This window comes from Lysobacter olei (genome assembly GCF_054777355.1).
On sequence record NZ_BAAHAT010000001.1, the window covers coordinates 225,387 to 250,553 of the forward strand.

Genomic DNA, 25,167 nt, shown 5'->3' on the forward strand with positions numbered 1-25,167 from the left:
TACCCTCGGGCACTCCCCGCACGATGACGCCACCCTAGACCCCTGCCAACGGTCAACGCCCCTCCCCGGGCGTGGTGGTGTGTGCCTGCTTCCCTGATCCCCAAAAGGCGTGCGCCGGTGGCGCGCGCGGAGTGCTGTCCATGTCTGTTTCCTACACCCTGCGCGAGCAGTGGTTCGGCAATGTCCGCGGTGACCTGCTGTCCGGCCTACTCGTCGCACTGGCCCTGATCCCGGAGGCGATCGCGTTCTCCATCATCGCCGGTGTGGACCCCAAGGTGGGGTTGTACGCGTCGTTCTGTATCGCGGTCATTACCGCCATCGCAGGTGGCCGGCCCGGCATGATCTCGGCCGCCACGGGCGCGATGGCGCTACTGATGGTGGACGTGGTCAAGGACCACGGGCTGCAGTACCTGTTTGCGGCCACCATCCTCACGGGCATCCTGCAGATTGGCGCTGCGGCGCTGCGGTTGAACACGCTGATGCGTTTCGTGTCGCGGTCGGTGGTAACCGGCTTCGTCAACGCGCTGGCTATCCTGATCTTCCTGGCGCAACTGCCCGAGCTGATCGGCATGCCGTGGATGGTGTACGCGGTCTGCGCGGCGGCGCTCGCCATCATTTACCTGCTGCCGCGCGTCACCCGCGCGGTGCCCTCGCCGCTGGTGGCCATCGTGGTGATGACCGCGGTCGTGATGTGGCTGGGCTGGGATATCCGCACCGTCAGCGACATGGGCCAATTGCCCAGCGAACTGCCGCGCTTCCTGATCCCCGACGTGCCGCTGACGTGGGAAACGCTGCGGGTGCTGCTGCCGGTGTCGGCCACGCTGGCCGTGGTGGGCCTGCTGGAGTCGCTGATGACCGCGCAGATCGTGGAGGACATGACCGACACCCCCACCAACCGCCGCCGCGAGTGTGCCGGCCAAGGCTCGGCCAACATCGTCACCGGCCTGTTCGGCGGCATGGCCGGCTGCGCGATGATCGGCCAGTCGATGATCAACGTCTCCTCTGGCGGACGCGGGCGCCTTTCGTGCCTCATTGCCGGCGTCGTGCTTCTGGTGCTGGTGGTGTACGCCTCCGACTGGGTGGGGCGCATCCCGATGGCGGCACTGGTGGCGGTGATGATCATGGTCAGCATCGGCACCTTCCAGTGGAGGTCGTTTGCCGACATGCGCACGCACCCGCGCAGCGCCACGATCATCATGCTCGGCACGGTTATCGTCACCGTGGCCACGCATGACTTGGCCAAGGGCGTGCTCACCGGCGTGCTGCTGACGGCACTCTCGTTCACCCGCCGTGTCAGCGCGATGCTGCAGGTGGAGGACCACGACCGGGAGGACGGCGCCCGCGTCTACACGGTGAAAGGCGGGGTGTTCTTCGCTTCAGCGACGCAGTTCGGCAACAGCTTCGACTTCCTGCATTCGCCAAGGAAAGTGATCATCGACCTGAACCAGGCGCACTTCTGGGACCTCAGCGCGGTCGGTGCGCTGGACCGGGTGGTGCTGAAGCTGCGCGCGCATGGCGCCGACGTGGAGGTGGTGGGGCTGAACCATGCCAGCGAGACACTGGTGGAGCGCGTGGGCACCCACCGCAGTGCGGCGGCAGGGTTCAGCGCGGGCCACTAACGTGCGCCCGGCGTTGCTTCGCGCGGCCAACCGGGTCAGCCAAGCCAACCGGCGCGCCCGCTAATGCGGCACGCGCCGGATCCGCGAGACGTCATAGCCCAGCGCCGCAATCTGGCGGATGCGTGCCTCGTAGTCTGCCGCTGGAATCTGCGGAGTGCGCGCCATCAGCCACACATAGTCGCGCTTGCTGCGACCGACGATGGTCTGCTGGTAATCGTCGTCCACGTACACGATCACGTACTCGGCCTGGATCGGCCACACGAACTGCATGTCCCACACCGCGCCACGACTGCCCTCACGCACGGTGCCGACGGGGTACATGGTCTTGATCGGGGCGTCCAGAGAACCCTTTCGATAGCGGAACGTGGTCTGGATGCGGCCGTCAGAGCGCAGGGCATACGACTCCACCGCGGCATAGGCATCGCGCTCGGGGTAGGTGGGAATGTGCGCAATCACATACCAGTCGCCCATGAAGCGCGGGATATCCACGTGGGCAACCGGTGGGATGCTGGGCTTGACGCTGCCGGAGCGGCATGCGGCGAGGGCGACCATGAGGGCGATCACTACGGCCAATCGAAAGGGGGTCATGTCGGCTCCCCGTCACGGCCGGACGAAGCGGTAATGGGCGACCATCCATTCTTGCCCGTCGCGGTACCCGAACAGTTCCGCGCAGGCCATCCAGAACATGCGCCAGCGCTGGTTCCATAGCGGCGCCGCCGCCGCGCCGTAGGCTTCGCGCAACACCCCCATTACTGCGTCGCGGTTGCGATCGTGCCGCTCCAGCCAGTGGTTGGCCGTGCGCTCGTAGTGCGTGCCATCCAGCAGCCAGCGTTGCTCCAATCGCAGGTGTTCCTGGAAGAACAACAGCAGGTCGGCCGACGGCATCATCCCCCCGGTGAAGAAATGCCGGCCCATCCAGTTGTCCTCGCCCTGCGTCTCGAACGGATACATCACGGTCCTGTGCACGAAGATGTGCACGAACAGCACGCCACCCGGACGCAAGGCGTGGTGGATTCGCTGCATAAGCGCGGCATGGTTGTGCACGTGCTCGAACATTTCCACCGAGACGCAACGGTCATACTGCTGCGCCTCGAGCTGCAGGTCGTTGACGTCGCAGGTGATGACCTGGACGTTGCCCAACCCGCGCTCGGCACACCGGGCTTCGATGTAGGCGCGCTGGGAGTGCGAATTTGATACCGCAGTGATCCGCGCGTTGGGATATCGCTCGGCCATCCACAGGGTCAAGGATCCCCAGCCACATCCCAATTCCAGGATGTCCTGCCCATCGGCCAACGCCGCACGCTCGCCGTACAGCGCCAGCATCGCTTCCTCGGCCTGCTCCAGCGATTCCTTGCCGGTGGGGTAGAGGCAACTGCTGTACTTCAGCCGCTGTCCCAGGCAGTGCTGGAAGAACGCAGGTGGCAGTTCGTAGTGCTGGCGGTTGGCAGCGTCAGTGTGGAGGGCCACCACGCCTGTCCGCAGATCCTGCAGCCGTTGGCGCAGGCGCTCGGACTGGGCGGACACGCCGCCGGCAAACTCGTCCTGCAGGCGCTGGGCACACATGCGGCGGATGCCCGCGCGGATGACGGCATCATGCAGAAGGCCGCGTTCGGCCAATCCCAAGGGACCGTCGGCGGGGCGGTCAAGCGGCAACTCGGCGAGCGTGGTGTTCATCGGGTCCTGTCCTGTGCGTGGGGCCGCGGCGGCCACGGAATCAGCATCGAAGTGGTGCGTTGGTAGTCGCGGTAATCGTCCCCGCGGGTGCGCAGCGCCTGCGCCTCGGTAAAGGGAATGCCGCTGATCCAACGCAGGAACGCGTACATCAGCAGCGGTCCAAGCCAGGCCATCCATGCCCATGGCGAACCCACTGCGAGCGCGACATACGCAAACCAGTGCAGCCACTCGAAGAAGTAGTTGGGGTGCCGCGAGTAACGCCACAGTCCCTCGCGACAGGTGCGACCCCGGTTTGCGGGATTGGCGCGAAAGCGTGCGAGCTGGCGGTCGGCGACGCCCTCCCCGACCACGCTGACGGCCCCGATCGCCAGCGCGAGCGCGATCCATGGCCAGAACGTCGCCACCGGACTGCGCGACACCGCGGCAAACGGCAAGGCAAACAGCACGACCAGCAGTGCCTGGCCAGCGAAGAACAGGTAGAACTTGCCCTGGTGGTTATTCCAGTGCGTGCGCAGGTAGCGGTAACGCCCGTCCTCGGGTTCGTGCCGAACGCGCTGCCAGAGATGCACGGCCAGCCGCAGACCCCACAGGCCACCCAGAACGGCCAGTGCGGCGCGGGCAGGCGCAGCCCCATCGCCCATGGCCGCCAGCAGCACGGCGCTGGCACCGACGCAGGCCGTCCACAGCACGTCCACGATCCCGGCGTTGGCGTGCCTTCGCTGCCAGTGCCAGCCGGCCGTCATGATCAGCAGCGTAAGCACGCCAACGACCGCCAGGACCGAGAACAGGCTCATGCGCAGTCACCTGCACCGTAGCCGGGGCGCGCCATCAACAGGTGCGACACGCCGATGGAGCGCTCCAGGAAGCCGCCTTCGCAGTACGCGAGGTAGAACTCCCAGAGGCGGATGAAGCGCTCATCGAAGCCCTGCTCGCGCACCTCCGGCAGGCGCGCGAGGAAGCGCTGACGCCACGCCCGCAGTGTGTATGCGTAGGACAGGCCGAAGTCCTCCTGGTGCAGCACCTGCAGGTCGCTGGCGCGCGTCTTCGCCTGGTACAGCGCGTTCAAGGACGGGATGAAGCTGCCGGGGAACACGAAGCGCTTGATGAAGTCCACCGTGTCGCGCGCCTGGACGTAGCGGTGGTCTTCGATGGTGATGGCCTGCAGCAGCGCTCGACCACCGGGCCGCACCAGCCGCCCCAACTGCCCGAAGAACGTGTCCAGGTACTGTGCCCCGATCGCCTCCACCATCTCGATCGACACCAGCTTGTCGTACTCGCCGCGAAGGTCGCGGTAATCCTGCAGCAGCAGGGTGACGCGATCCTGCAGGCCCGCCTCGGCCGCGCGCTGGGTGGCCAGTGCGTGCTGCTCGCGGGAAATGGTCGTGGTGGTGACATGGCACCCGTAATGGCGCGCCGCATGCAGTGCGAAGCCACCCCAGCCGGTGCCGATCTCGATGACCCGGTCGTCGGGCGACAGCGCCAGCTTGGTGCACACCGCGTCGAGCTTGCGCCGGGATGCCGTCTCCAGCTCGTCGTCCTCGGCCGCGTACATCGCGGACGAGTACATCAGGTCCGAGGACAGGAACAGCGAGAAGAAATCATTGCCGAGATCGTAGTGCGCGGCGATATTGCGCCGGCTGCCCGCGCGCGTGTTGCGGCGCAGGGCATTCCAGCCGCGCAGGGCCAGCCCGCCCGCCCGCGCCAGTCCGCCTTCCATGCCGTCCAGCAGCGCGCGGTTGCGCACCAACAGACGCACCAACGTGACCAGGTCGTCGCATCGCCAATGGCCTTGCAGATAGGCCTCACCGGCGCCGACGCTGCCCTGTGCCGCGACCAGCCGATAGAACGCCGCATCGTCCACGTGCACGTGAACCGCGGGCAGCCCCGCCGGTCCCGAGTCACCGAAGCGCTGTTCGCCCAATGCATCGCGCACCACCAGCACACCGCCGCGCAGGTCGCTGAAGCGCGCCAGCAATTGGGTGCGGAGCCAGCGTTCCAACGCGCCATACGTGGCGATCGGGGTACTTGGATGTGCGATCTCGTTCATGGCTGCTCACGTGCAATGGAAGGGTGGTCGTGCACCGGCGTGCGCTTGAGCCACAAGCGCAACGCCTGCCAATGGATCGCGCCGATCACCTGCGTGGTCATCAGCGGGTAGCGCCACAACACGCGCGCCAGCGAGGGGCCGTCCAGTGGGCGGCGCTGCAAGGACAGCGTGGCGTCGAAGGCACGCCCGCCCGACCGCGCCACCTGCATGTGCACGCGCAAGGCCTCGCCAGGCGTGTTGAAGCGCCAGCGGTACTGGCAGTCCATTGGCAGGAAGGGCGAGACGTGGAAGGACTTGTCGAATCCCCATTCCCAGCCATCGCCCTGTGGCTTGCCGTCGCAAACAGGCAACACGTAGCTGTGGCGCTCGCGCCAGGGGGTGTTGGTGATCTCGGCCAGCACCGCCTCCAGCGTCTGGCCGTCGCGCTGGAAGCAGTAGTAGAAGCTCACCGGATTGAACACGTAGCCGAAGTAGCGCAGGTGCGTGAGCAGGCGGATCGGCCCGTCGGGGCGATGCCCGAGGTGGGGTGCCACGCGGTCACGAACGGCATCGCTCAGCGGCTGCGCGTGCGGCGCCAAATAGTCATTGCGACGGAATTCGGCAATGTTGGGGCGGTTGACAGACCACAACCAGCGCGGCGCCAGCGTCGACTCGACCTCATCCAGGTCCAGGTACAGCTGCGCCATGCGGTACTGGAACGCATGCGGACGCGGCGCATGGCGGCGGTGTTGCACGCGGCCTTCGTAGACGGCGCTGGCGGTCGGCGCTGCGCTCATGCGGGCACCGGCTCCTCGTGCGCGACCTGCACGCACGTAGGCGCAACATCCTGACAATAAGGATCAAGCGCGGCCACCACATCTCGCGCGCTGCGGATCCCATCTTCGTGGAAGCCCCAGCCCCAGTAGGCACCGGCGAACCATGTCCGACGCTGACCCTGGATCTCGGACCGACGCTGCTGCGCGGCCACCATCGCGTGGTCGTACACCGGGTGCCGGTAATGCATGCGTTTCAGCACGCGCGCCGGATCGATCGCCTCGCTGCGGTTGAGCGTGACCACGAACGGCTCCGGCGACTCTACCCCCTGCAGCACGTTCATGCAGTAGCTGACCGTGCAGGGCGCCTCCGGATCGCGAGGCACATGCGCATTCCACGCCGCCCAAGCCTTGCGTCGCCGCGGCAGCAGGCGGGCGTCGGTATGCAGCACCGTGTCATTGGACTGGTAGCGAATGGCGCCCAGGATGCTGCGCTCGCGCTCGTCGGCATCGTGCAGCAATTCCAGCGCGTCGTCGCTATGACAGGCGAGCACGACGTGATCGAAGCGCTCCCGGCTGCGGGCCGTCTCCAGCTCGACCCCTTGCTCATCTCGGCGTACTGCCTCCACCGGGCACCCGAGTCGCTCCTGAACGCGCCAACGCTTCCGCAGGGCCCGCACATACGTGGCCGACCCGCCCTGCACCACCCGCCACGGCGACCGCCGCCCCAGCGACAGCATCTGGTGGTGCGCCATGAACTGCACCAGGTAGCGTGCCGGGAACTCCAGGATGCGGCTCGGCGGCGACGACCACAGCGCCGACGCCATCGGCACCAGGTGCTCGTCGCGGAAGGCGCTGCCGTAGCGGCCCGCACGCAGGTACTCGCCCAACGTGGGCCCCGGGCCCTCCTCCTCCAGCAAGGCCGGGGCCTCCCGGTAAAAGCGCGCCAGGTCCGCCAGCATGCCAAGGAAGCGCGGTGACAGCAGGTTTCGCCGCTGGCAGAACAGCGCATCCAGCGACGTGGCGTTGTACTCCACGCCGCTGCGCTCGCTATGCACCGAGAAACTCATCGTGGTGGGCTGCGACGCCACACCGAGCGTCTCGAACAAGGCGCTCAGCAGCGGATAGTTATCCGGGTTGAACACGATGAAGCCGCTGTCGATGGCGTAGCGCTGCCGGGCCATCTCCACATCGTGGGTGTGCGTGTGCCCCCCGACGTAGTCGTTGCCCTCGAACAGCACCACTTCGTGCCGGCGCGACAGCCACCATGCCGACGCCAGCCCCGCGATGCCCGAACCGACCACTGCAATGCGCATGCTCAACCCCTTGCCTTGGCCAACACCCAGGCCGGGATCGGCTTGAGATCGTGCACCAGTCCCAGCGCGGCCAGCAGGCGCAGGCCGTACCAGGTGATGTCCACCTCCCACCAGCGAAAGCCCTGTCGCGCCGTGCCCGGGAAAAAGTGGTGGTTGTTGTGCCAGCCCTCGCCAAAAGTCAGCAGCGCAAGCCAGGCGTTGTTGCGGCTGTCATCACGGGTATCGAAGCGGCGGCGGCCAAACCGGTGCGCCAGCGAGTTGATCGTGACCGTCACGTGGAACAGCACCACGGTGGAAACGAAGAAACCCCACACCAGCAACTGCGGGCCGTCGGTGCCCAGCTGTGGTGCCACGTGCTGCAACAGTTCTCCGGCGGCGTACAGCACGGCCGCCAGCAGCACCGGCACCAACGTATCGAAGCGGTCCAGCCAACGCAGTTCCGGATAACGGGCCAAGTCGGGAATGCGCGCCCAATCGGTGCGGAAGCCCTCACGGGTCAGGAACCAGCCGACGTGGCTCCACCAGAAGCCACGCTGCGTCGGCGAATGTGGGTCACCCGGCGTGTCGGCGTGCCGGTGGTGGTTGCGGTGGTGCGCCGCCCACCACAGCGGCCCGCGCTGCACGCTGGATGCGCCGATCAGCGCAAACGCAAACTGCACCGCGCGCGAGGTGCGGAACGTACGGTGCGAAAAATAGCGGTGGTAGAACCCGGTGATGGCGAACATGCGCACGGCATACAGCGCCAACGCCACGCCCACCGCTGTGGCCGACACCCCGACCCACAGCACCGCCACGCACGCCACGTGCATGCCAATGAAAGGCAGGGCGCGCAACCAATCGATGCGATTGCCCCCCTCGGAGTCCTCCTCAACCGGCGCCTGGGTGTCAAACCACCGGGACACGGTGGTCAGCATGCGCGTGGTCAACGGTTGGGGGGAAATCACGGGGGCGGTCATCGCGCACTTCTCCATTTCATCCACGGCGCATACGCATGCCCGGACGAATTGGATGCACGCGCCGCGCTCATCCCCCGCATCGGCCCACCAGTGGGGAGGTCAGTGCCCGTTGCAGCGCGCCGGCATCCGCGGGTGCGGGCGCTTGGGGAAACACGATGCGCACGTCCTGATGCCGCCCCGAGGCGTCGCGGATCGTGGCAATGCCGGCAAACTCCAGCAGCCGCCGGTCCTCGCTGGCGTAGGTCAACTCCATCGACGGGGCTGCGAACCCATACCAGCGGTCCAGGCGCATGGTCATGCGTTGCGCTTGCACGCCGCGCCAATGCACCTTGGGACCGGGCTGCACCCGGACCGGAACGAAGCCCATCCGGCTGGGCACCAGGAATGGCTGCGCCAGTTCACGGCCGGCGCGCAACCGATCCCAGTGCTGGCGCACGCTGGCGTCGAAGCCCGCATCGATCACGGCCCCGGGCGGCATCTCCACCCGGCGCTCGCGCAGCGGGGCCCGGGCGTGCGGGCGGACATAGACCACCCGGCCACCTGGCGTACTGCGCACCCCTTCGCGGTAGCCATCGCGCGCGTCCTCGAAATCGAAGTCCGGCGCGTGCGGCGCGGTACGCTCCAATACCGTCTTGCGCGCAAAGGGGCGACCGTCCGGGCACCGGTACAGCACCAGGCGACGTGCCGTAGCGCCCTCGCGGTACAGCCAGTGCGACTCCCGGTACAGCAGCGCACCGCCGTCGCGGGCATGGGCCAGCGCGTCCTGCGCGAGGACCGGGGCACGGGCCCCGGCGGGACTGGCGCCCAGCACGGCGAGCACGCCCACGAACAGGGGAAGCAAGCGGGTGGGTGGATGCATGGGATGACCCTCTGGCCAGAACTCGCCCCTCTACGGGGCCAAGGCCCCCGCGGATGCAGCGGCAAGGCGCGCGGACCTGCCCGGCCGGCGCATCCAATCCGCCCGGACTTGCGTATGCACGGTCAATCACGATCAGCAGCAGAGACGTGGCTTACCATGCCTGTCAGGTTCACCAGGAGCGCCCGCCCCTCCGGGGCAACACGGACCATGTCCACGCCCACGGCTTCCGCCAAGGACACCCACGATTGGGCCGGCGAAATGGTCGCCGTGGCGCGCTTGCGCGACCGCGACAGCTTCATGCGCATCTACGACCACTTCATGCCGCGCCTGTGCCTGTACTTGCGCGGCCTGGGCAACCCCGAGGCCGTGGCCGAGGAGCTCACGCAGGAGTCGCTGTTGCGCCTGTGGCAGCGCGCCACCCTGTACGACCCCCAGCAGGCCGCTGTGTCGACGTGGCTGTTCCGCATCGCCCGCAACCTCCACATTGACCGCATCCGCCGCGAGCCCCACTGGGCGCAGATGCTGGAGGAAGGGCATGCGGAGGCCGAGCCTGATGCCGACCGTTCGTTCACCACCGCCGAAGACTATGCCGAGCACGAACACCTCAAGGGCCGCATCGACGAGTTGCCAGCCACGCAGGCACGGTTGATGCGGATGTCGTACTTCGAGGCCAAGAGCCACCAGGAAATCGCCGACGAGCTGGCCATGCCGCTGGGGACGGTGAAGTCCCACCTGCGGCGCGCGTTCCTGCGCCTGCAAGGCCAATTGCGAGGTGCGCAATGAACCCGCACCACCACCTCGACCCCTCCACGCTGGTCAGTTATGCGGCGGGCGGCCTAACCGTGGAAATGGCCGTGGTGGCCGCCACGCACCTGGCCACCTGCGCCCACTGCCGCGAGCGGCTGCAAGAGGCCGAACGCATTGGTGGCTGCCTGATCGAACAGCAGCAGCCGCTGCCCTCGCCCGTGCCGGAGCAGCGCCATGCACAACTGCGCGACGCGATGTTGCGGCAGCTGGATGACGCACCCCCTGCCCTGCCCCCCGCGGCTGCACGCAGCGCACCCTACGAGGAAGAGGACCGCCTGCCTGCACCGCTGCACCCGTACTTCGGCACCTCGTACCGCGCATTGAAGTGGCGGTGGATGGCCCCGGGCGTGCACTGCATCCGCGCCCCCGGCACCCGCAGCGGCACGCTGCTGCTGCTGAAGATCGGCCCCGGGCGCAGCATGCCGGTGCACAGCCACGGCGGCACGGAGCTGACCCAGATCCTGCGGGGCGCGTACCACGATGCGTTGGGCCACTTCGCCCCCGGCGACGTGGCCGACCTGGACAGCAGCATCGAACACCAACCGGTGACCGTGCCGGGCACCGCCTGCATCTGCGTATCAGCGTTGAATGCGCCGCTGCGGTTCTCGGGCTGGATGGCGCGGCAGTTGCAGCCGCTGTTCAAGCTTTAGGCGCGAGTTTCCACCGGGCGTAGTTCAGACGCCCGACGGCAGCCGCGACCGCATGGCCCGGCGTCGGTCGTAGGAGCGGCCGTCGGCGATGAAGTGACCGTCACCGACGGCATGAATGAGGCGGCGCTCCTCGCGCTTGGCGTCGATGTGCGCCGCCACGCCTTCCAGCACCACGATGTCGTGCTTTCGCACGATGTCCACGACCCGGCACTCGATGTTGGCCAGGCACTCGGCAATCAGCGGCGCGCGGACCTGCTTGCCGGGCACTGCTGTCAAACCAAAGAGCTCGAACTTTTCCGTGTCGACGCCCGAGCAGGTGCCCACGCCCACCACGGTGTCGAGCAGGTCAATGGTGGGCACCGCGATCACGCACTCGCGCGTCTTGCGCAGCGCTTTGTAGGAATGGTTCCAGACCCCAGTGGTCAGGGCGAAGCGCGGGGTGAAATCCAGCACCATCGTCCAGGAGATCGTCATGATGTTGGCGCGCAGCCCGTCGTGCGTGGTGACCAGCACCACCGGGCCCGGCTCGATGAGAGTGAAGGCCTTGGATAAGGGCAACGATCTCATTAGAGCGATCCCGATGAGGCGGCGCCGTCGAGGCGAGACCAACGAGGCTGTCGACCGGTGCCGCGTCGCAAGGAGAACCCAGTCGAGCCGCAAAGCAGCTTACTGCGAATGGGTCGGGGCAGCCACCAGCTGCCGCGCCATTCATCGGACGTCACGCCACGCGCTCTAGAAAGCCGCCTACGCCAGAGTGACTTCGCCCCCGCTTCACAGAACAGCCCTCTTCGCCTCACACGCCAGGCGCAGACTCACCCCACATCCACCCGGGGACGCCGCCATGACCACCGATCTCATCTTCCACCGCAGCCCGCTCTGGCGTCGCATCCGCTGGGTGGTCTGGGGCGGCGCGGCTGCCTTGCTGGTGCTGCCGCTGGTCGCCATGCAGTTCACCACCGAGGTCAACTGGACCGGCTTCGACTTCGCGGCGATGGCGGTGATGCTGGGCACCGTATGCCTGGCATTCGAGCTGGCGGTGCGCGTGGCCCGCAGCCACGCCTATGTGGTCGGCGCGGGAGTGGCGGTGGTGACGGGGTTTCTGCTGACGTGGATCAACCTGGCCGTCGGCATCATCGGCAACGAGAACAATCCCGCCAACCAGATCTTCTTTGGCGTGCTGCTGGTGGCGATGTTCGGCGCGGTGCTGTCGCGGCTGCAGCCGTTGCGGCTGGCGCGCGCGATGGAAGCGACCGCCGTGGCGCAACTGGCGGCCGCGGTGGTCACGTTCTTCCTGGAGCAGACCCACGTGTGGGTCCTGACCGGCTTCTTCGCGGCGATGTGGCTGCTGTCGGCGCAGTTGTTCCACAAGGCAGCGCGAGAGCACGTCAGCGCAAGTTGATCCACAGGCGCAGATCGCGCGCGGCTGAACGCAAACGACTACGCCCCGCGCTGCGCCAACCAACGGTCGAGATAGTTGGCAAACGCCTGCCGGTCGCGCGCATGCAGGGCGGCTGGGCCGCCAGTCTGCACGCCGGCGCCGCGCAGCTCTTCCATGAAGTTGCGCATCGACAGGCGCTCGGCCATGTTGTCGGCCGTGAAGGGCTCGCCGCGCGGGCTGACGGCCACGCCGCCCTTCTCAATCACCCGAGCCGCCAGCGGAATGTCCTGGGTGACGACCAGGTCACCGGCCCCAAGGCGCTCGACGATGGCGGTATCGGCCTCGTCGTAGCCGCCCTGCACCTGCAGGGCGCGAAGGTAACGCGACGGTGGACAGCGCAACCAGTGGTTGGCGACCAGCGTCACGTGGACCCGCGCACGCTCCGCGGCCCGAAACAGGATTTCCTTGATCACGCCCGGGCAGGCGTCGCCGTCGACCCAGATCTGGGGCGAACCGGCGGCGTCAGCGCTCACGCTTGGTCGGTGGCGGGATCGCGTCCGGGCTCGGCGGTCCGGGCGGAATCGACCGGCTTGGCTTCTTCGCGCGCGGCGCGCTTCTTGGCAGCCTTTTCATCCTGCTGCTTCTTCTTGGCGATCTCGCGCTGGCGCTTTTCAAACGAGTAGTTGGGTTTAGCCACGTTGGCTCCTGATACGACGGTGAAAGGGGATTGGATCGGGGGCTCAGCGCGCCTTGGTCCGCGCCGACCGGGTGCTGGCCTGCGGCGCGGGCGCGCGCTCCAGCGAGGGCGTCACCGGGGTCTCGCCCTTGCGGCGCAACGGGGTGGTGCCCAGCACCTCCACGTGGCCACCCGCCTTACGGAACTCCTCCACCTCCTCTGCGAGGCGCTCGTGCGTCAGCGTCTTGTCGTGGACGGGCTTGGTGAATACCGACGCGACGTTGCTGGCGCCGCTCTTGCCGCGAGGGCTGGACATGGAGATGTTCCTTTTCGAATTGGCCGGGGTCATTTCAGCGCGAGCGGGATATGGCGGTGCCCTTGTTCGGCGTATTCCTGGCGCACGGCCTGGCAGTACGGGCCATTCATCACGAACCGGCGGCAGACAGAGGGACGGCTGCCGTAAATTCCGCAGTTCATGCGGGCACTGTCCAGCGCCACGCACCAGCCGTCCTCGTCGTGGGCCATGACGTGCAGGCCACTGGGAAGCACCGTCGTCAGGTGGGGCGGCGGGTGGTCCTCGGGCTGCAGGACGACCGTCAGGCGACAGCAAACGGCATCGCAGCGCGAACAGTCGGCCGGGGGCGGGGTGTCGGACGGTTGCTGGGCGGTCAAGACGACGCCAGGCGGTGGAAGGCAGGGGGCATGGTCGCTCCTGGGGGCCTCACCCCACGAAGGGGTGGTTCACACATGAAAGGGAGCGAGGCGAAGCCTGCTGCGCGACCGTACGCAGGGAGCTGCACGCACGGATACCCCCCATCCTACAGGACGGGGGCGTTGGCGGCCGACACCGGGGGGCGGGCCTACATCCGGCTGACGCGGAACTTGCGCCCCTTGATCTTGCCCTCGCGCAGGCGGGCCAAGGCTTTGTCGGCCTGTCCGCGGGCAATCGCCACGTATGAACGGGTGGCAAACACGTCGATTTTGCCCACCGCCGCGACCGGCAGCCCGGCGTCGCCGGTCAACGCGCCGACGATGTCGCCGGGGCGCAGCTTGTCGGTCTTGCCGGCGTCGATGCGCAGCGTGACCATCGCCGCCACCGGCGCGCTCTTGGCCTTGCCGGCCAGCGGGGTGGCCTTGTCCCAGCGCAGCGGCGTGCCGCCCTGCCGGGCCTGGATGGGCTCGGTGCGGTTCACTTCGCGCGGGGCCACCAGGCTAAGCGCTAGGCCCGCCTTGCCGGCGCGCCCGGTGCGGCCGATGCGGTGCACGTACACGTCCGGGTCGGTGGGCAGCTCGTAGTTCACCACGGCGGCCAGGTCGTGCACGTCCAGCCCGCGCGCGGCCACGTCACTGGCGACCAGCACGTTGCAACTGCGGTTGGCGAAGCGCACCAGCACCTCGTCGCGGTCGCGCTGATCCATGTCGCCATGCAGCGCCAGGGCGGTGAACCCGTAGTGGCTCAGCGAACCGACCACTTCCTCGGTGTCGCGGCGCATGTTGCAGAACACCACGCACGACTCGGGACGGTATTCCAACAGCAGCGCCGCCAGCAGCGGGGTCTTCTTCGCCGGCTCGACCTCGTAGAAGCGCTGCTCGATGGCGGTGTGCTGCTCGCCGCCTTCCACGGTGACTTCCACCGGATCGCGCAGCATCGCGGTGGCCATGGCGCGGATCGCCTCGGGGAACGTGGCGGAGAACAGCAGGCCCTGCCGCTCCTTGGGCAGCTTGCCGACGATCTCCTTGATGGGCTCCTCGAAGCCCATGTCGAGCATGCGATCGGCCTCATCCAGCACCAGCGTGCGCACGCCGCGCAGGTGCAACGCTTTCTTGCGCAGCAGCTCCTGCAGGCGGCCGGGGGTGCCAACCACCACCTGCGGGTCGTGGGTTTCCAGCGAGGCCAGTTGCGGGCCCAGCGGCATGCCGCCGCACAGCACCGACACCTTTAGGTTGGGGATGCCCACGGCCAGCTTGCGCAGCTGCTTGCCCACTTGGTCGGCCAGTTCGCGTGTCGGGCACAGCACCAGCGCCTGGGTCTGGATCTTGGTCGCATCGATGGTGTGCAGCAGGCCGAGGCCGAAGGCGGCGGTCTTGCCGCTGCCGGTGGGTGCCTGCGCCAGCACGTCGCGGCCGTCGAGGACGGCCGGCAGGCTGTGCGCCTGCACCGGGGTCATGGCGGTGTAGCCCAGTGCGTCCACGCCCTGCAGCAGGGCGGGGGTGAGCGCGAGGGAGGCGAAATCGGTGGCGGCCGGGCCGGGGGCGGCGGCGGCAGCGGGGGCGGTGTCGGTCATGCGCCATTTTCGCAGCTATTGGCCGCGCCTGCGCTGTGCCCCCCCATCGCGCCCGGGCGGACGATGGCCCCGCCCACCCGACGGCGTTCGGCTACGCTGGCGCCATGTCCGCCTGGTACCTCTACATCCTCGAATGCCGCGACGGCAGCCTGTACACCGGCATCACCGTCGACGTGGAGCGGCGTTTCGCCCAGCACGTGGCGGGCAAGGGCGCGCGCTACACCCGGGCTCGGCCGCCGCTGCGCGTGCTTGCCACGTTCCCCTACCCCGACCGTGCAAGCGCCAGTCGTGCGGAGCATGCCGTCAAACGCCTGCCAGTGGCGCGCAAACGGGCGCTGTATGCGCAGGGGGCGACCTCGCCGGACCTGCCCCGTTTCACCAACGACGGTGACTGAGCACCTCCGGGTCTACGCAGACCTTGCGCCCCGTGGGCCACGCTGCGAACCTGAGCGCCGTCCCCACGGCCAGCGCCCATGCAACAGATCGATTTCCACCTCGACCGCGACTTCGTTGAACTCAATCAGCTGCTCAAGCTGGTGGGGCTGTGCGACAGCGGCGGCGCGGGCAAGGCCATCGTCGCCAGCGGCGCGGTGCAGGTGGACGGCGTGACCGAACTGCGCAAGACCTGCAAGATCCACGCGGGCCAGGTGGTGACGCTGGAAGACATCGAGATCCACGTCATCGCGGACTGAGGCACGTCGCGATGGCGCATCGCGCGCGGGCGCGCGATCCGCTCATTGGCCGGCACCGTGCGTGCGGCACCGGCCTTGTTTCCACTAGCGCGCCTTACGGCTCGCGTACCGGCATGCGCGGCAGCTTCTCTTCGCGCGTGGCCGCGTGCCAGGCAAACGTGGCCACCACCGCAGCGGACTGCTTCAAGTCCTCGGGCACCACGTGGTCCAGCACGTCCAGATGGGTGTGGTGGACGTTGCTGAAGTAATCCAGCCGATCCTGCACGAACTGGAAGCCCGGCAGGCCGATGCGGTCGAACGGCACGTGGTCGGTGCTGCCCGTGTTGCGGTGGGTCACGGTGGTGGCGCCCACGTCGTTCAGCGGTTGCAGCCACGCGGCGAAGATCGGCGCCACGGCCGTGTTCTCCTGGGTGTAGATGCCACGGATGCGGCCACCGCCGTTGTCGAAATTGAAGTACGCGCTCAGCTTGGCGTGCGCCGGCTTGCGCTGCAGCGGGCCGGTCGACTCGCGCAACGACAGCGGCAGCTTCTTCTGCTGCGGGTCGGTGGGTTCCGGCCAGCCGCCGTAATGGCGGGTGACGTACTCGCTGGAGCCCAGCAGCCCCTGTTCCTCGCCGCCCCACAGCGCGATGCGGATGGTGCGGCGCGGCTTGGCGCCCACCGCCTTGAGGATGCGCATGGCCTCCATCATCACCGCCACGCCCGCACCGTTGTCGGCCGCGCCGGTGCCGGCGTGCCACGAGTCCAGGTGCGCACCGATGATCACCACCTCGTCCTTCAACGCGCCATGGCCCGGGATCTCGGCGAAGGTGCTGTGGCCCATCTCGTCGGTGTCGCCGGTGAAGCGCGCATCCACGTTCACCCGCAGGCGCATCACCTGCTTGCGCTCCAGCGCGCGCATCACCGCGTTGTAGTGCTCGGCCATCATGGTCAGCGCGGGCACGCCCACCGGCTCACCGGCCTTACGCGAGCCGCCGCCACCCAAGCGGATGATGCCGTTGTCCCAGCTGCTGATGGACACGGTGGCCAGCACGCCTTCCTCGGCCAGGAAGGTGTTGGTGGCTGCGGCCAGCTCGATCTCGCCCAGTCGCTCCTTGGCGTCCTTGGCCCGCTTCGCGGGATCGCGGTCTTTCGGCACGGTGAACGCACGCAGCTCGTCCAACTCGTGGTCGTCATAGCGGTCGCTGTCGGGCTTTTCGCCGGGCTTGTACTCGCGCGCGGCATCCAGGAACACAATCTTGCCGCGCAGCTTGCCGCGGTGCTTGTCCAGGTCGTCGCGGGTCTTGAGCGTCACCGCGATCGCCTCGCCTTCCACCGTTCCCGCCGTGCCCGGCGTCCACGCCTTGGGCAGCGCGTGCAGCGGGAACGGCCGCGGCGCAAGGACCTCGACACTCGCGCTGCGGAACTCCCAGCCGCGACCAAACGGGCCGAAAGCCTCGTCGTGCACATTGGCCAGACCCCAGCCCGACAGACGCTCGCGCGCCCAGGCGTTGGCCTTGGCCATGCCGGGCGAATTGGTCAGGCGTGGGCCAACGTCCTCGGTGAGCTGCGACAGGGTCTGCATGACTTGGGAGCGATGGAAGGCTTCCTGCCGGATCTTGCCGACCATGGCGTGGTCGACGGGTTCGGTGGCGCGCGCGGCGCCGACCAGCCCCAGGCACGCGGCCAGGGCAATGAGGCAATGCTTCACGGTGGTCCCCTGTGGATCGGCTAACCCGTCGATTCTAGGCGCAGACCCCCACCGTCACGTGTGTCGATGGTTGGGGGCCACACCGTGCCGAATCGGGGCCTTGGGCCGGCGCTCACCGCGTCCTGTGCCGCTTGGGCGCGATGCACGCTGTTGAACGATGGATATTGGAACGCCGCACGCCGGATGCCGTTGACCGGCCGGGGCGGCGGCCGCTCAGGCGTAGCGCTGCTGACGGACCCGCTCGTACAGGCACACCGCGGTCGCCGCGCCCACATTCAGCGACTCCACGCCCGGGTGCATGGGAATGCGCAGCCGCACGTCGGCACGCTGGAACACCGCCTCGGACACGCCTGCGCCTTCGCTGCCCATGGCGAGGACCAGGTCTCCTCGCAGGTCGGTGTCGTAGAGGTCGGTGGCCTGCGCCAACGTGGTGATGGCCACGCGGCCCGCAAAGGCCGCCAACGCCTGCAGCGGGTCCACACGTTCGATCACCGGCACGACGAAGTGCGCACCCATCGCCGCGCGCAGCACCTTGGGCGACCACGCGTCGGCCGCGCCCAGCGCCAGCCACACCTGGTCCACGCGCGCGGCCGCGGCGGTGCGCAGGATGGAGCCAACGTTACCCGGGTCCTGCACCCCATCCAGCAGCAGGCAGCAGCCGTCGGTGCGCAGCGGGGGGGCCTCGGGGATGCCGGTCAGCGCCAGCAGGCCCGTGGTGCTCGGCAACTGCTCAATCGCATCGAACAGCTCGGCGGCCAGCACCGTCGCCGGCGCGAAATGCGCCGCCAGCAACGCCGAGACTTCGCCGCGATGCTCGCTGCCTTCGCGCACGAACAGGCGCTGCAGCGGCCAGTCCGCGTCGCGCGCCGCCGCGATCAGATGCGTGCCCACCAGCAACGTCTGTTGGGAGACGTGACGCTCGCGGCGCTGCTCCGCCAGCTTGACCAGATGCTTGACCACCGGGTTCTGTCGGGAACGGATGATGTCCAAGGGCGCCGGCCTGAAAGGGGATGCGGGAATTGTCGCCGCGTGACGGCGCCGTCGCCAGCCGCTTTGCGGGCGACCTGAATGCGGCAATCGGCCGAAGCGGCCGTTTCACGCCCTGCCAACTCCCGCCGCGCGAGGCTGTGGCCACCCCCCTTCCCCCCAAAGGAGCCCACGATGAACGTTCAATCCGTCATGACCGCCAATCCCGCCTGCTGCACGCCCAAGACGCCGCTGCGCGACGTGGCGCAGATGATGGTGAAGCACGACTGCGGACAGATTCCGGTGGTCGACGATGCCGGCACGCCGCTGGGCGTGATCACCGACCGCGACATCACCGTGCGCATGGTGGCCTCCGGCCGCGACACGCTGCATGGCTGCGCGGCCGATGCGATGAGCAGCCCGGCGCAGACCGTGCGCTCGGACAGCCCGTTGAAGGATGCCGTCTGCCTGATGGAGGCGTCGAAGATTCGCCGCGTGCCGGTGGTGGACGCCAAGGGCCACCTCGCCGGCATGGTCTCGATTGCCGACCTGGCACTGCACGGCAAGGACGAGGCCACCGTGGAGGTGGTCAAGGAAGTCTCCGAGCCCAAGCACTGAGTCCCCACGAGCACTTGGCCCCCACGTCGTGGTCGTGAGCAGGTCGGGCGCGCTGCCCGGCCTGCGCTGCCTGTGTCAGGGACGGCGCAGCGCAAAGAACGGAAGCTCGGCGCGCACCCGGTAGCCGAGATGCTCGTACAGCGCCTTCGCCCGGGTGTTGGCCGGACTGACGTGCAGGAACGGCGTGGCACCGCGCGCCAGCGTGTCATTGGTGAGGAACGCGGTAAGTCGGCTCGCCAGCCCGCGCCCCAGGAAGTCGGGGTGCGTGCAGATGGCGCTCATCTCGACATGCTGGTCGGTGCCCAGCCGCTCTCCGATGATAGCGGCCAACCGATCGCCTTCGTAAATACCGAAGTACCGCCCCAGCTCCATGGTGCGGGCGCGGAAGTAGTGGGGATAAACCAGCGCAGTCAGCGCCAGCACGTCCGCGCGGTGCACGTCACTGAGCGGAATGATTTGCGGCCCCGCGACCACGTCCAGCGGCACCTCGCACACCATCTGTGCCAACGGGCCAAACGGCTCCAGTGTCCAGCCCTCCGGCACCTGCGGCGTAACGCCGAGCAGGTAGACGCTTTCGCCCGGGGCCACCAGCGTCCCTAGGGCTTCGTCGGCGTTGAGTCCCCCTTCGGCCACCCCCAGGAACGGCGCGACTTCGGCCGGGAAACGCGCGACGCCGTCCGCGCGCTGCGCAACGTGCGCGTGCCGGGTCTGCAGCGAGGACCAGAACGGATTGTCGAGAAGTGTTTCGCGCATGGGCGTGGCCTTTTTCCCAAGGGTAGCCAAGCGGGAGCCGCTTCGGAGCGGCCTACGGCCAATGGACTGCCATTAGCGCCGCAGTCTTCCTTTCCGAGTGGCCTATGCGAGTGGCTCGACCGTGTCGCCTACCCGGACCACGCCCGCCGAACGCGGGATCAGGTGCTGACCGAAGGTCACGCCATCCGGGGTGCGGCGGTAACGAGTGAGCGTGCGCAGCGGCTCGCCATCCGGATCGCGCTCGCCGCGTGCGGGATCAATGGTGATGAACACGCAGCGGGTGCAGGCCTTGGCCACGTCGAAGACGACATTGCCGATGCGCACGCGGGTCCAGTCATCCTCGGCATGCGGGGGCGCGCCGTCGACGACCAGATTGGGCCGGAACTGCAGCATCGACACCGGCTTGGCCAGCCGTTCGTTCAATGCATCCAACGCCGCCTGCGTGATCAGCATCAGCGGGTGGCCGTCGGCGAAGCTGACTTCGTCACCGGGACGTGCGCGGGTTGACTGCACCGGTCGGTGCACGTCATCGTCCATGTACACCAACCGCACGGGTCGCTGCAGGTAGGTGCTGAGCCAGGCATCGGCCGCGGCACCCGACAAATGGGCGTCGACCGCACTCTTCCACACGGTGACCGGCAAGGTGCCACCAATTGGCGCCATGGCCACGCGCAACGACGGCATATCCGGCGCCTCCAACACCAGGCCGGTGGCGTCGGGCGTCGCGCGCACCAGGGTCAGCTGCGGCAACTGCCGGCCGGTCAGGAACTTGCCCTGCTCGTCCACCACCATCCAGCGACGGTCATGCTGCAGGCCACGCGGCTCGACCACCGCCTGCTCAACGGCCAATGGTGCGGTGGATTTGACCGGGTAAATGTAAAGGCCTGACAGCTGCATCGGCACGCGATTCTCGGGTGCAGGAGTAGCGCGCATGCTAGCAAGCCCGCGGCAAGCGCTCATGGACGCGGCAGGTCACACCGTGCGGCCCATCGACCGATATTGCCCGGTAGTGAATGCGCCGGTCGCCCGGCCCGCAAAGCAAAGGCCGATCCCCGGAAACGCAAACGGCCCGGACATCCCGGGCCGTTTGCATCGTGAGCGGCGCAGGGCTCAGAGCATCGGCAGCTTCAGCCCCTGTTCCTTGGCGCACTGCTTGGCGATCTCATAGCCCGCATCGGCATGGCGCATCACGCCGGTACCCGGGTCGTTCCACAGCACGCGGGCGAGGCGCTTGTCGGCTTCTTCCGAACCGTCGCAGACAATGACGACGCCGCTGTGCTGGCTGTAGCCCATGCCCACGCCGCCGCCATGGTGCAGCGACACCCAGGTCGCGCCGCCGGCCACATTGAGCATGGCGTTGAGCAGCGGCCAGTCGGACACGGCATCGGAGCCGTCCATCATCGCCTCGGTCTCCCGGTTGGGCGAGGACACGCTGCCGCTGTCCAGGTGGTCGCGGCCGATCACCACCGGCGCCTTCAATTCGCCATTGCGCACCATCTCGTTGAACGCCAGCCCCAAGCGATGACGGTCGCCCAGCCCGACCCAGCAGATGCGCGCCGGCAGGCCCTGGAAGCTGATGCGCTCGCGCGCCATGTCCAGCCACTTGTGCAGGTGCGGATCGTTGGGAATCAGCTCCTTCACCTTGGCATCGGTCTTGGCAATGTCTTCCGGGTCGCCGCTCAGCGCCACCCAGCGGAACGGGCCCACGCCACGGCAGAACAGCGGTCGCACGTACGCCGGCACGAAGCCCGGGAAGTCGAACGCATCCTTGCAGCCCATGTCGAAGGCCATCTGGCGGATGTTGTTGCCGTAGTCGAAGGTGGGCACGCCCATGTCCTCGAAGTGCAGCATCGCCTCCACGTGCACGCGCATGGAGTGTTTGGCCGCCTCGACCACTTCCTCCGGCTCGGTCTTCTGCTTGTCCAGCCACTGCTCCAGCGTCCAGCCGGCCGGCAGGTAGCCGTGCAGCGGGTCGTGCGCGCTGGTCTGATCGGTGACGGCATCCGGACGCACACCACGGCGCACCAGTTCCGGCAGGATCTCGGCCGCGTTGCCCAGCAGCGCGATCGACTTCGCTTCGCCGGCGGCGGTGTACTTCTCGATGCGCGCCAGCGCGTCGTCCAGGTCGGTGGCCTGCTCGTCCACGTAACGGGTGCGCAGGCGCATGTCGATGCTGCTCTGGCGGCACTCGATGGCCAGCATGCAGGCGCCGGCCATGGTCGCGGCCAGCGGCTGCGCGCCGCCCATGCCGCCCAGGCCCGCGGTCAGGATCCACTTGCCGGTCAGGTCGCCGCCGTAATGCTGGCGGCCCATCTCCACAAAGGTTTCATACGTGCCCTGCACGATGCCCTGGCTGCCGATGTAGATCCACGAGCCGGCCGTCATCTGGCCGTACATCATCAGGCCCTTCTTATCGAGCTCGTTGAAGTGATCCCACGTGGCCCAGTGCGGCACCAGGTTGGAGTTGGCCAGCAGCACGCGCGGCGCATCCGGGTGAGTGGGGAACACGCCGACCGGCTTGCCCGACTGCACCAGCAGGGTCTCGTTGTCTTCCAGCTCGTGCAGCGACTTAAGGATGGCGTCGAAGCTCTCCCAGTCGCGCGCGGCGCGGCCGATGCCGCCGTACACCACCAGTTCGGCGGGGTTCTCCGCCACGTCCGGGTCGAGGTTGTTCTGGATCATGCGGTACGCGGCTTCGCTCAGCCACGACTTGCAGGACTTTTCGGCACCGCGCGGGGCGCGGATGGTGCGGGACGGATCGCGACGGGTGGACATGGGCCATTCCTGCGGCAGCGGTAATGGGGGAATTATTGCCCCCGGCACGGCGATGCGACAGCGCGGCAGGGTGGCCCGAGGCCCGTTTCAGCAGGTCGAAGGCCGAATTCGCACCCCCAGACCGCAGATTGTTTACGCTGTATACATTCCGGGTCCGTTTGCCGCTGCCTCGCCCACGGCGGCCGCATGACGCCCGACCCCACCCCAACGCCCCTGCACCCTCCATGCCCGCCGCACGCCCCACCGCCGACCGCCTGCTGCACGCCGCCCGCACCCTGTTCGAAAGCGAGGGCGCCGAGGCGGTGAGCATGCGCCGGGTGGCGGCCAAGGCCGGCGTGACACCGATGGCCATCTACCGCCACTTCGACAGCCGCGACGCGCTACTGTGGCGCATCTGCGACGATTCCTTCGAGGAGATCGCGCGGCACTGGCAGGCGCGCGCACGGGGTGGCGACCCGCTGCAGCAGGTTCTGGCCACGCAACGCATCTACCTCGACTTCGCGCTGGCGCATCCGCACCTGTTCGACTATGCGTTCGGCATCCAGCGCGGCCAGGCACGCCGCTTTCCCGAGGACTTCCGCGAACGCCGCTCGCCCACGCTCACCGTGGTGGCCGACGCGGTCGAAAACGCCATGCACGCGGGCACCCTGCGCCGCGACGACGCCTGGGACGTCGCCATGACCCTGTGGGCGCACACGCACGGCCTGGTGGCGCTGTACCGCGCCGGGCGCTTCAGCCTGGACGAACGCAGCTTCCGCGCGTTTTATGACGCGTCGCTGCAACGCCTATTGGCAGGACTGCAAGCCTGAGCGGACTCAGTACACCGAGGCGTCCAAGGTACGCAGCGCATCGGCGGTGTTGATCTGGCCCGTGCGATCCAGGTCCTCGCGGGTATAGGCGTGGCCCGGCATCCCGGTGCAGCGCTTCTGGCCTTTCGCGCTCTGGCGCGCCACGATGCGAGAGCCGGTCTCGCGCAGGCAGTTACGATCGGACAGCGGCTCGCTCGCTTCGTCGGTGCGTGCGTTATTGGAAGCCGTAACCGGTTCGGACGTCCCCGTTTGCGCAAAGACTGCCGGCATCGCGCCGACCAACAGGGCAGTAAGCAGAAGTTGCTTCATGGCGACACCTCACACGTATGGGCCGACGGCCGCGTCGGCGCCCAGTGGCAGGTATACGCCCATGTGGCGCGACCGGCATGTGCCATCACGGGGCCGTTCAAGTCCGCCTCAGCAACGTCCGACCCGCGGCCCCTTGCGACCAAAGTCCACCCCATGTCCGGCATCGGCTGCAACACACGGCTGGCATAAAATCGCCCCATGCGTTTTCGCCTCCTGACTGCCGCGTTCGCGGCCACCCTCGCCGTTTCCATTTCCGCCTGCACCACCGTCGGCAGCACACCGACGGCGGCGGTGGCTGCGCCCCGGCCGGCTGCCACGCCGGTGCTGCTGGTGTCCATCGATGGGTTCCGCGCGGACTACCTCGACCGCGCGCTGGCCCCGAACCTGGCCCGATGGGCCGCCGAAGGCGTTCGCGCGCAGTGGATGACACCGTCCTACCCCTCGCTCACCTTCCCCAACCACTACACGCTGGTCACCGGGTTGCGGCCGGACAGGCACGGCATCGTGCACAACACGATGTGGGATGAGGCGCTCGGCGGCTTCGCGCTGTCCCGACGCGAGGCCGTGGGCAACAGCGCCTGGTGGCAGGGCGAGCCGGTGTGGGTAGGCGCCGAGAAGGCGGGGCTGCGCACCGCCACGATGTTCTGGCCCGGCACCGAGGCCGCCATCCACGGCATCCGTCCACAGCGATGGCAGCCCTATGACGCCACGATCACCAACGCGGCCCGCGTGGACACAGTGCTGGGCTGGCTGTCCGAGCCCGAGGACCGGCGCCCGCACCTGGCCACGCTGTACTTCGACCGGCTCGACAAGAGCGCGCACGAGCACGGCCCCGATTCACCCGAGGCCCTCGCCGCCCTGCGTGACATCGACACCCAACTGGGCCGCCTGAGCGACACGCTGCAGGCGCGCGGCCTGCTGGATCGCGTGAACGTGGTGGTGGTCTCCGACCACGGCATGGCCCCGGTCCCTGCCGAGCACCAACTGAATACCGAAGCGATAGTGGCGCCGACCGATGCACGCGTGGTGGCCTCGGGCGAATCGGTGGGCTTCGAACCCCTGCCCGGACGCCGCGACGCCGCCGAAAAGCAGTTGCTGGGTCGGCATGACCACTACGCCTGCTGGCGAAAGGACGCACTGCCCGCAGCTTGGCGCTACGGCCGCCACCCGCGCGTGCCGTCGATCGTCTGCCAGATGGACGAAGGCTGGGCGGCGCAACCACGCGTCGTCGCCGAGCGCCGTCGGCAGATGGGCCTGCGCGGCGCCCACGGCTTTGACCCGGCCCTGCCGTCGATGCGCGCCGTGTTCGTGGCGCGGGGCCCCGCATTCGCACAGGGCCGTGTGTTGCCCCCCGTGGAGAACGTGGACGTGTACCCGCTCCTCACCCGCCTGCTCGGCATCCCGGCCGCGCCCCATGATGGCCGACCGGGCGCGCTGGACGGCGCGCTGGCCACGCCGGCACGCATATCCGCCCATTGACCGCTCCATGACGGACGACGACGGGTGAATACCCGTCACGTCGGTACCGTGGCCCGT

Annotated in this window: 29 protein-coding genes; 9 read left to right on the top strand and 20 right to left on the bottom strand. The window is 68.3% G+C overall.

Annotation, left to right across the window (positions count from 1 at the left end):
* The first annotated feature begins 140 nt into the window (after positions 1-140).
* Positions 141-1,619, top strand: a complete 1,479-nt coding sequence (locus ACYVBS_RS01140) for a SulP family inorganic anion transporter (protein ID WP_460821256.1) — start codon at positions 141-143, stop codon at positions 1,617-1,619.
* Between the two features lie 60 nt (positions 1,620-1,679).
* Here ACYVBS_RS01140 and ACYVBS_RS01145 read toward each other — a convergent pair whose 3' ends face one another.
* The 8 genes from ACYVBS_RS01145 to ACYVBS_RS01180 form a co-directional block, all read right to left on the bottom strand.
* Positions 1,680-2,207 carry a lipocalin family protein gene (locus ACYVBS_RS01145; RefSeq protein WP_460821257.1) on the bottom strand — a complete coding sequence of 176 codons (528 nt, stop codon included), beginning with the start codon at positions 2,205-2,207 and terminating at the stop codon, positions 1,680-1,682.
* Positions 2,208-2,219: 12 nt separating this feature from the next.
* Positions 2,220-3,293, bottom strand: coding sequence for a class I SAM-dependent methyltransferase (locus tag ACYVBS_RS01150; protein WP_460821259.1), 1,074 nt, complete (start codon positions 3,291-3,293; stop codon positions 2,220-2,222).
* On the bottom strand, positions 3,290-4,087 hold the full coding sequence (locus ACYVBS_RS01155; RefSeq protein WP_460821260.1) for a DUF1295 domain-containing protein: 798 nt from the start codon (positions 4,085-4,087) through the stop codon (positions 3,290-3,292). The genes ACYVBS_RS01150 and ACYVBS_RS01155 overlap by 4 nt, the downstream gene beginning before the upstream one ends.
* Positions 4,084-5,340 (bottom strand): class I SAM-dependent methyltransferase, encoded by a 1,257-nt coding sequence (locus ACYVBS_RS01160; protein WP_460821261.1) that lies wholly within the window; start codon positions 5,338-5,340, stop codon positions 4,084-4,086. The genes ACYVBS_RS01155 and ACYVBS_RS01160 overlap by 4 nt, the downstream gene beginning before the upstream one ends.
* Entirely contained in the window at positions 5,337-6,116 is a 780-nt protein-coding gene (locus ACYVBS_RS01165) for a DUF1365 domain-containing protein (RefSeq protein WP_460821263.1), read from the bottom strand. The genes ACYVBS_RS01160 and ACYVBS_RS01165 overlap by 4 nt, the downstream gene beginning before the upstream one ends.
* Positions 6,113-7,408, bottom strand: a complete 1,296-nt coding sequence (locus ACYVBS_RS01170) for an NAD(P)/FAD-dependent oxidoreductase (RefSeq protein WP_460821264.1) — start codon at positions 7,406-7,408, stop codon at positions 6,113-6,115. The genes ACYVBS_RS01165 and ACYVBS_RS01170 overlap by 4 nt, the downstream gene beginning before the upstream one ends.
* Positions 7,409-7,410: 2 nt before the next feature.
* Positions 7,411-8,364 (bottom strand): acyl-CoA desaturase, encoded by a 954-nt coding sequence (locus ACYVBS_RS01175; RefSeq protein ID WP_460821266.1) that lies wholly within the window; start codon positions 8,362-8,364, stop codon positions 7,411-7,413.
* Between the two features lie 67 nt (positions 8,365-8,431).
* The gene (locus ACYVBS_RS01180; RefSeq protein WP_460821267.1) at positions 8,432-9,223 is read right to left on the bottom strand and encodes a hypothetical protein; all 792 of its coding nucleotides are present in this window, start codon (positions 9,221-9,223) and stop codon (positions 8,432-8,434) included.
* 207 nt (positions 9,224-9,430) lie between these two features.
* On the opposite strand from ACYVBS_RS01180, the gene ACYVBS_RS01185 reads away from it, so the two are divergent.
* Both ACYVBS_RS01185 and ACYVBS_RS01190 read left to right on the top strand, forming a co-directional pair.
* Positions 9,431-10,006, top strand: a complete 576-nt coding sequence (locus ACYVBS_RS01185; RefSeq protein WP_460821269.1) for a sigma-70 family RNA polymerase sigma factor — start codon at positions 9,431-9,433, stop codon at positions 10,004-10,006.
* Complete coding sequence (locus ACYVBS_RS01190) at positions 10,003-10,680, top strand: ChrR family anti-sigma-E factor (RefSeq protein ID WP_460821270.1); 678 nt, start codon at positions 10,003-10,005, stop codon at positions 10,678-10,680. Before ACYVBS_RS01185 ends, ACYVBS_RS01190 begins: the two co-directional genes overlap by 4 nt.
* A 24-nt stretch (positions 10,681-10,704) precedes the next feature.
* Here the strand turns inward: ACYVBS_RS01190 and ACYVBS_RS01195 are convergent, their stop codons facing one another.
* Positions 10,705-11,247: a flavin reductase family protein gene (locus tag ACYVBS_RS01195; RefSeq protein WP_460821271.1), complete on the bottom strand. Its 543-nt coding sequence runs from the start codon at positions 11,245-11,247 to the stop codon at positions 10,705-10,707.
* 274 nt (positions 11,248-11,521) lie between these two features.
* Between ACYVBS_RS01195 and ACYVBS_RS01200 the strand changes: the two genes are divergently transcribed.
* Positions 11,522-12,079: a hypothetical protein gene (locus ACYVBS_RS01200; RefSeq protein ID WP_460821273.1), complete on the top strand. Its 558-nt coding sequence runs from the start codon at positions 11,522-11,524 to the stop codon at positions 12,077-12,079.
* A 38-nt stretch (positions 12,080-12,117) separates the two neighbouring features.
* Here the strand turns inward: ACYVBS_RS01200 and ACYVBS_RS01205 are convergent, their stop codons facing one another.
* From ACYVBS_RS01205 to dbpA, 5 genes are all read right to left on the bottom strand, one after another.
* Entirely contained in the window at positions 12,118-12,591 is a 474-nt protein-coding gene (locus tag ACYVBS_RS01205) for a YaiI/YqxD family protein (RefSeq protein ID WP_460821275.1), read from the bottom strand.
* Positions 12,588-12,755 carry a hypothetical protein gene (locus tag ACYVBS_RS01210; RefSeq protein ID WP_460821276.1) on the bottom strand — a complete coding sequence of 56 codons (168 nt, stop codon included), beginning with the start codon at positions 12,753-12,755 and terminating at the stop codon, positions 12,588-12,590. Before ACYVBS_RS01210 ends, ACYVBS_RS01205 begins: the two co-directional genes overlap by 4 nt.
* Positions 12,756-12,798: 43 nt before the next feature.
* Complete coding sequence (locus ACYVBS_RS01215) at positions 12,799-13,050, bottom strand: hypothetical protein (protein WP_460821277.1); 252 nt, start codon at positions 13,048-13,050, stop codon at positions 12,799-12,801.
* A 29-nt stretch (positions 13,051-13,079) separates the two neighbouring features.
* Positions 13,080-13,406, bottom strand: a complete 327-nt coding sequence (locus ACYVBS_RS01220) for a YkgJ family cysteine cluster protein (RefSeq protein ID WP_460821278.1) — start codon at positions 13,404-13,406, stop codon at positions 13,080-13,082.
* A 188-nt stretch (positions 13,407-13,594) separates the two neighbouring features.
* A complete protein-coding gene (dbpA, locus tag ACYVBS_RS01225; RefSeq protein WP_460821280.1) occupies positions 13,595-15,019 on the bottom strand; it encodes an ATP-dependent RNA helicase DbpA in 1,425 nt (474 codons plus the stop codon).
* A gap of 104 nt (positions 15,020-15,123) precedes the next feature.
* Here dbpA and ACYVBS_RS01230 point away from each other — a divergent pair, with 104 nt between their 5' ends.
* Together ACYVBS_RS01230 and ACYVBS_RS01235 are read left to right on the top strand one after the other, a co-directional pair.
* Entirely contained in the window at positions 15,124-15,414 is a 291-nt protein-coding gene (locus ACYVBS_RS01230) for a GIY-YIG nuclease family protein (protein WP_460821281.1), read from the top strand.
* A gap of 78 nt (positions 15,415-15,492) precedes the next feature.
* Positions 15,493-15,711, top strand: a complete 219-nt coding sequence (locus ACYVBS_RS01235) for an RNA-binding S4 domain-containing protein (protein WP_460821282.1) — start codon at positions 15,493-15,495, stop codon at positions 15,709-15,711.
* Between the two features lie 94 nt (positions 15,712-15,805).
* Here the strand turns inward: ACYVBS_RS01235 and ACYVBS_RS01240 are convergent, their stop codons facing one another.
* Both ACYVBS_RS01240 and ACYVBS_RS01245 read right to left on the bottom strand, forming a co-directional pair.
* Positions 15,806-17,401 (bottom strand): M20/M25/M40 family metallo-hydrolase, encoded by a 1,596-nt coding sequence (locus ACYVBS_RS01240; protein WP_460821284.1) that lies wholly within the window; start codon positions 17,399-17,401, stop codon positions 15,806-15,808.
* Positions 17,402-17,614: 213 nt separating this feature from the next.
* A complete protein-coding gene (locus ACYVBS_RS01245) occupies positions 17,615-18,391 on the bottom strand; it encodes a TrmH family RNA methyltransferase (protein WP_460821285.1) in 777 nt (258 codons plus the stop codon).
* A gap of 171 nt (positions 18,392-18,562) precedes the next feature.
* Between ACYVBS_RS01245 and ACYVBS_RS01250 the strand changes: the two genes are divergently transcribed.
* Positions 18,563-18,985, top strand: coding sequence for a CBS domain-containing protein (locus ACYVBS_RS01250; RefSeq protein WP_460821287.1), 423 nt, complete (start codon positions 18,563-18,565; stop codon positions 18,983-18,985).
* Between the two features lie 75 nt (positions 18,986-19,060).
* Here ACYVBS_RS01250 and ACYVBS_RS01255 read toward each other — a convergent pair whose 3' ends face one another.
* The 3 genes from ACYVBS_RS01255 to hutU form a co-directional block, all read right to left on the bottom strand.
* The gene (locus ACYVBS_RS01255) at positions 19,061-19,738 is read right to left on the bottom strand and encodes a GNAT family N-acetyltransferase (RefSeq protein WP_460821288.1); all 678 of its coding nucleotides are present in this window, start codon (positions 19,736-19,738) and stop codon (positions 19,061-19,063) included.
* A gap of 102 nt (positions 19,739-19,840) precedes the next feature.
* Positions 19,841-20,671, bottom strand: coding sequence for an MOSC domain-containing protein (locus ACYVBS_RS01260; RefSeq protein ID WP_460821289.1), 831 nt, complete (start codon positions 20,669-20,671; stop codon positions 19,841-19,843).
* Positions 20,672-20,848: 177 nt separating this feature from the next.
* Positions 20,849-22,513, bottom strand: coding sequence for a urocanate hydratase (gene hutU / locus ACYVBS_RS01265; protein ID WP_460821290.1), 1,665 nt, complete (start codon positions 22,511-22,513; stop codon positions 20,849-20,851).
* A 224-nt stretch (positions 22,514-22,737) separates the two neighbouring features.
* Between hutU and ACYVBS_RS01270 the strand changes: the two genes are divergently transcribed.
* The gene (locus ACYVBS_RS01270; protein ID WP_460821291.1) at positions 22,738-23,322 is read left to right on the top strand and encodes a TetR/AcrR family transcriptional regulator; all 585 of its coding nucleotides are present in this window, start codon (positions 22,738-22,740) and stop codon (positions 23,320-23,322) included.
* 6 nt (positions 23,323-23,328) lie between these two features.
* On the opposite strand, the gene ACYVBS_RS01275 is transcribed toward ACYVBS_RS01270, so the two are convergent.
* A complete protein-coding gene (locus tag ACYVBS_RS01275) occupies positions 23,329-23,631 on the bottom strand; it encodes a hypothetical protein (RefSeq protein ID WP_460821292.1) in 303 nt (100 codons plus the stop codon).
* 198 nt (positions 23,632-23,829) lie between these two features.
* On the opposite strand from ACYVBS_RS01275, the gene ACYVBS_RS01280 reads away from it, so the two are divergent.
* Complete coding sequence (locus ACYVBS_RS01280; RefSeq protein ID WP_460821293.1) at positions 23,830-25,110, top strand: alkaline phosphatase family protein; 1,281 nt, start codon at positions 23,830-23,832, stop codon at positions 25,108-25,110.
* Positions 25,111-25,167: the final 57 nt, after the last annotated feature.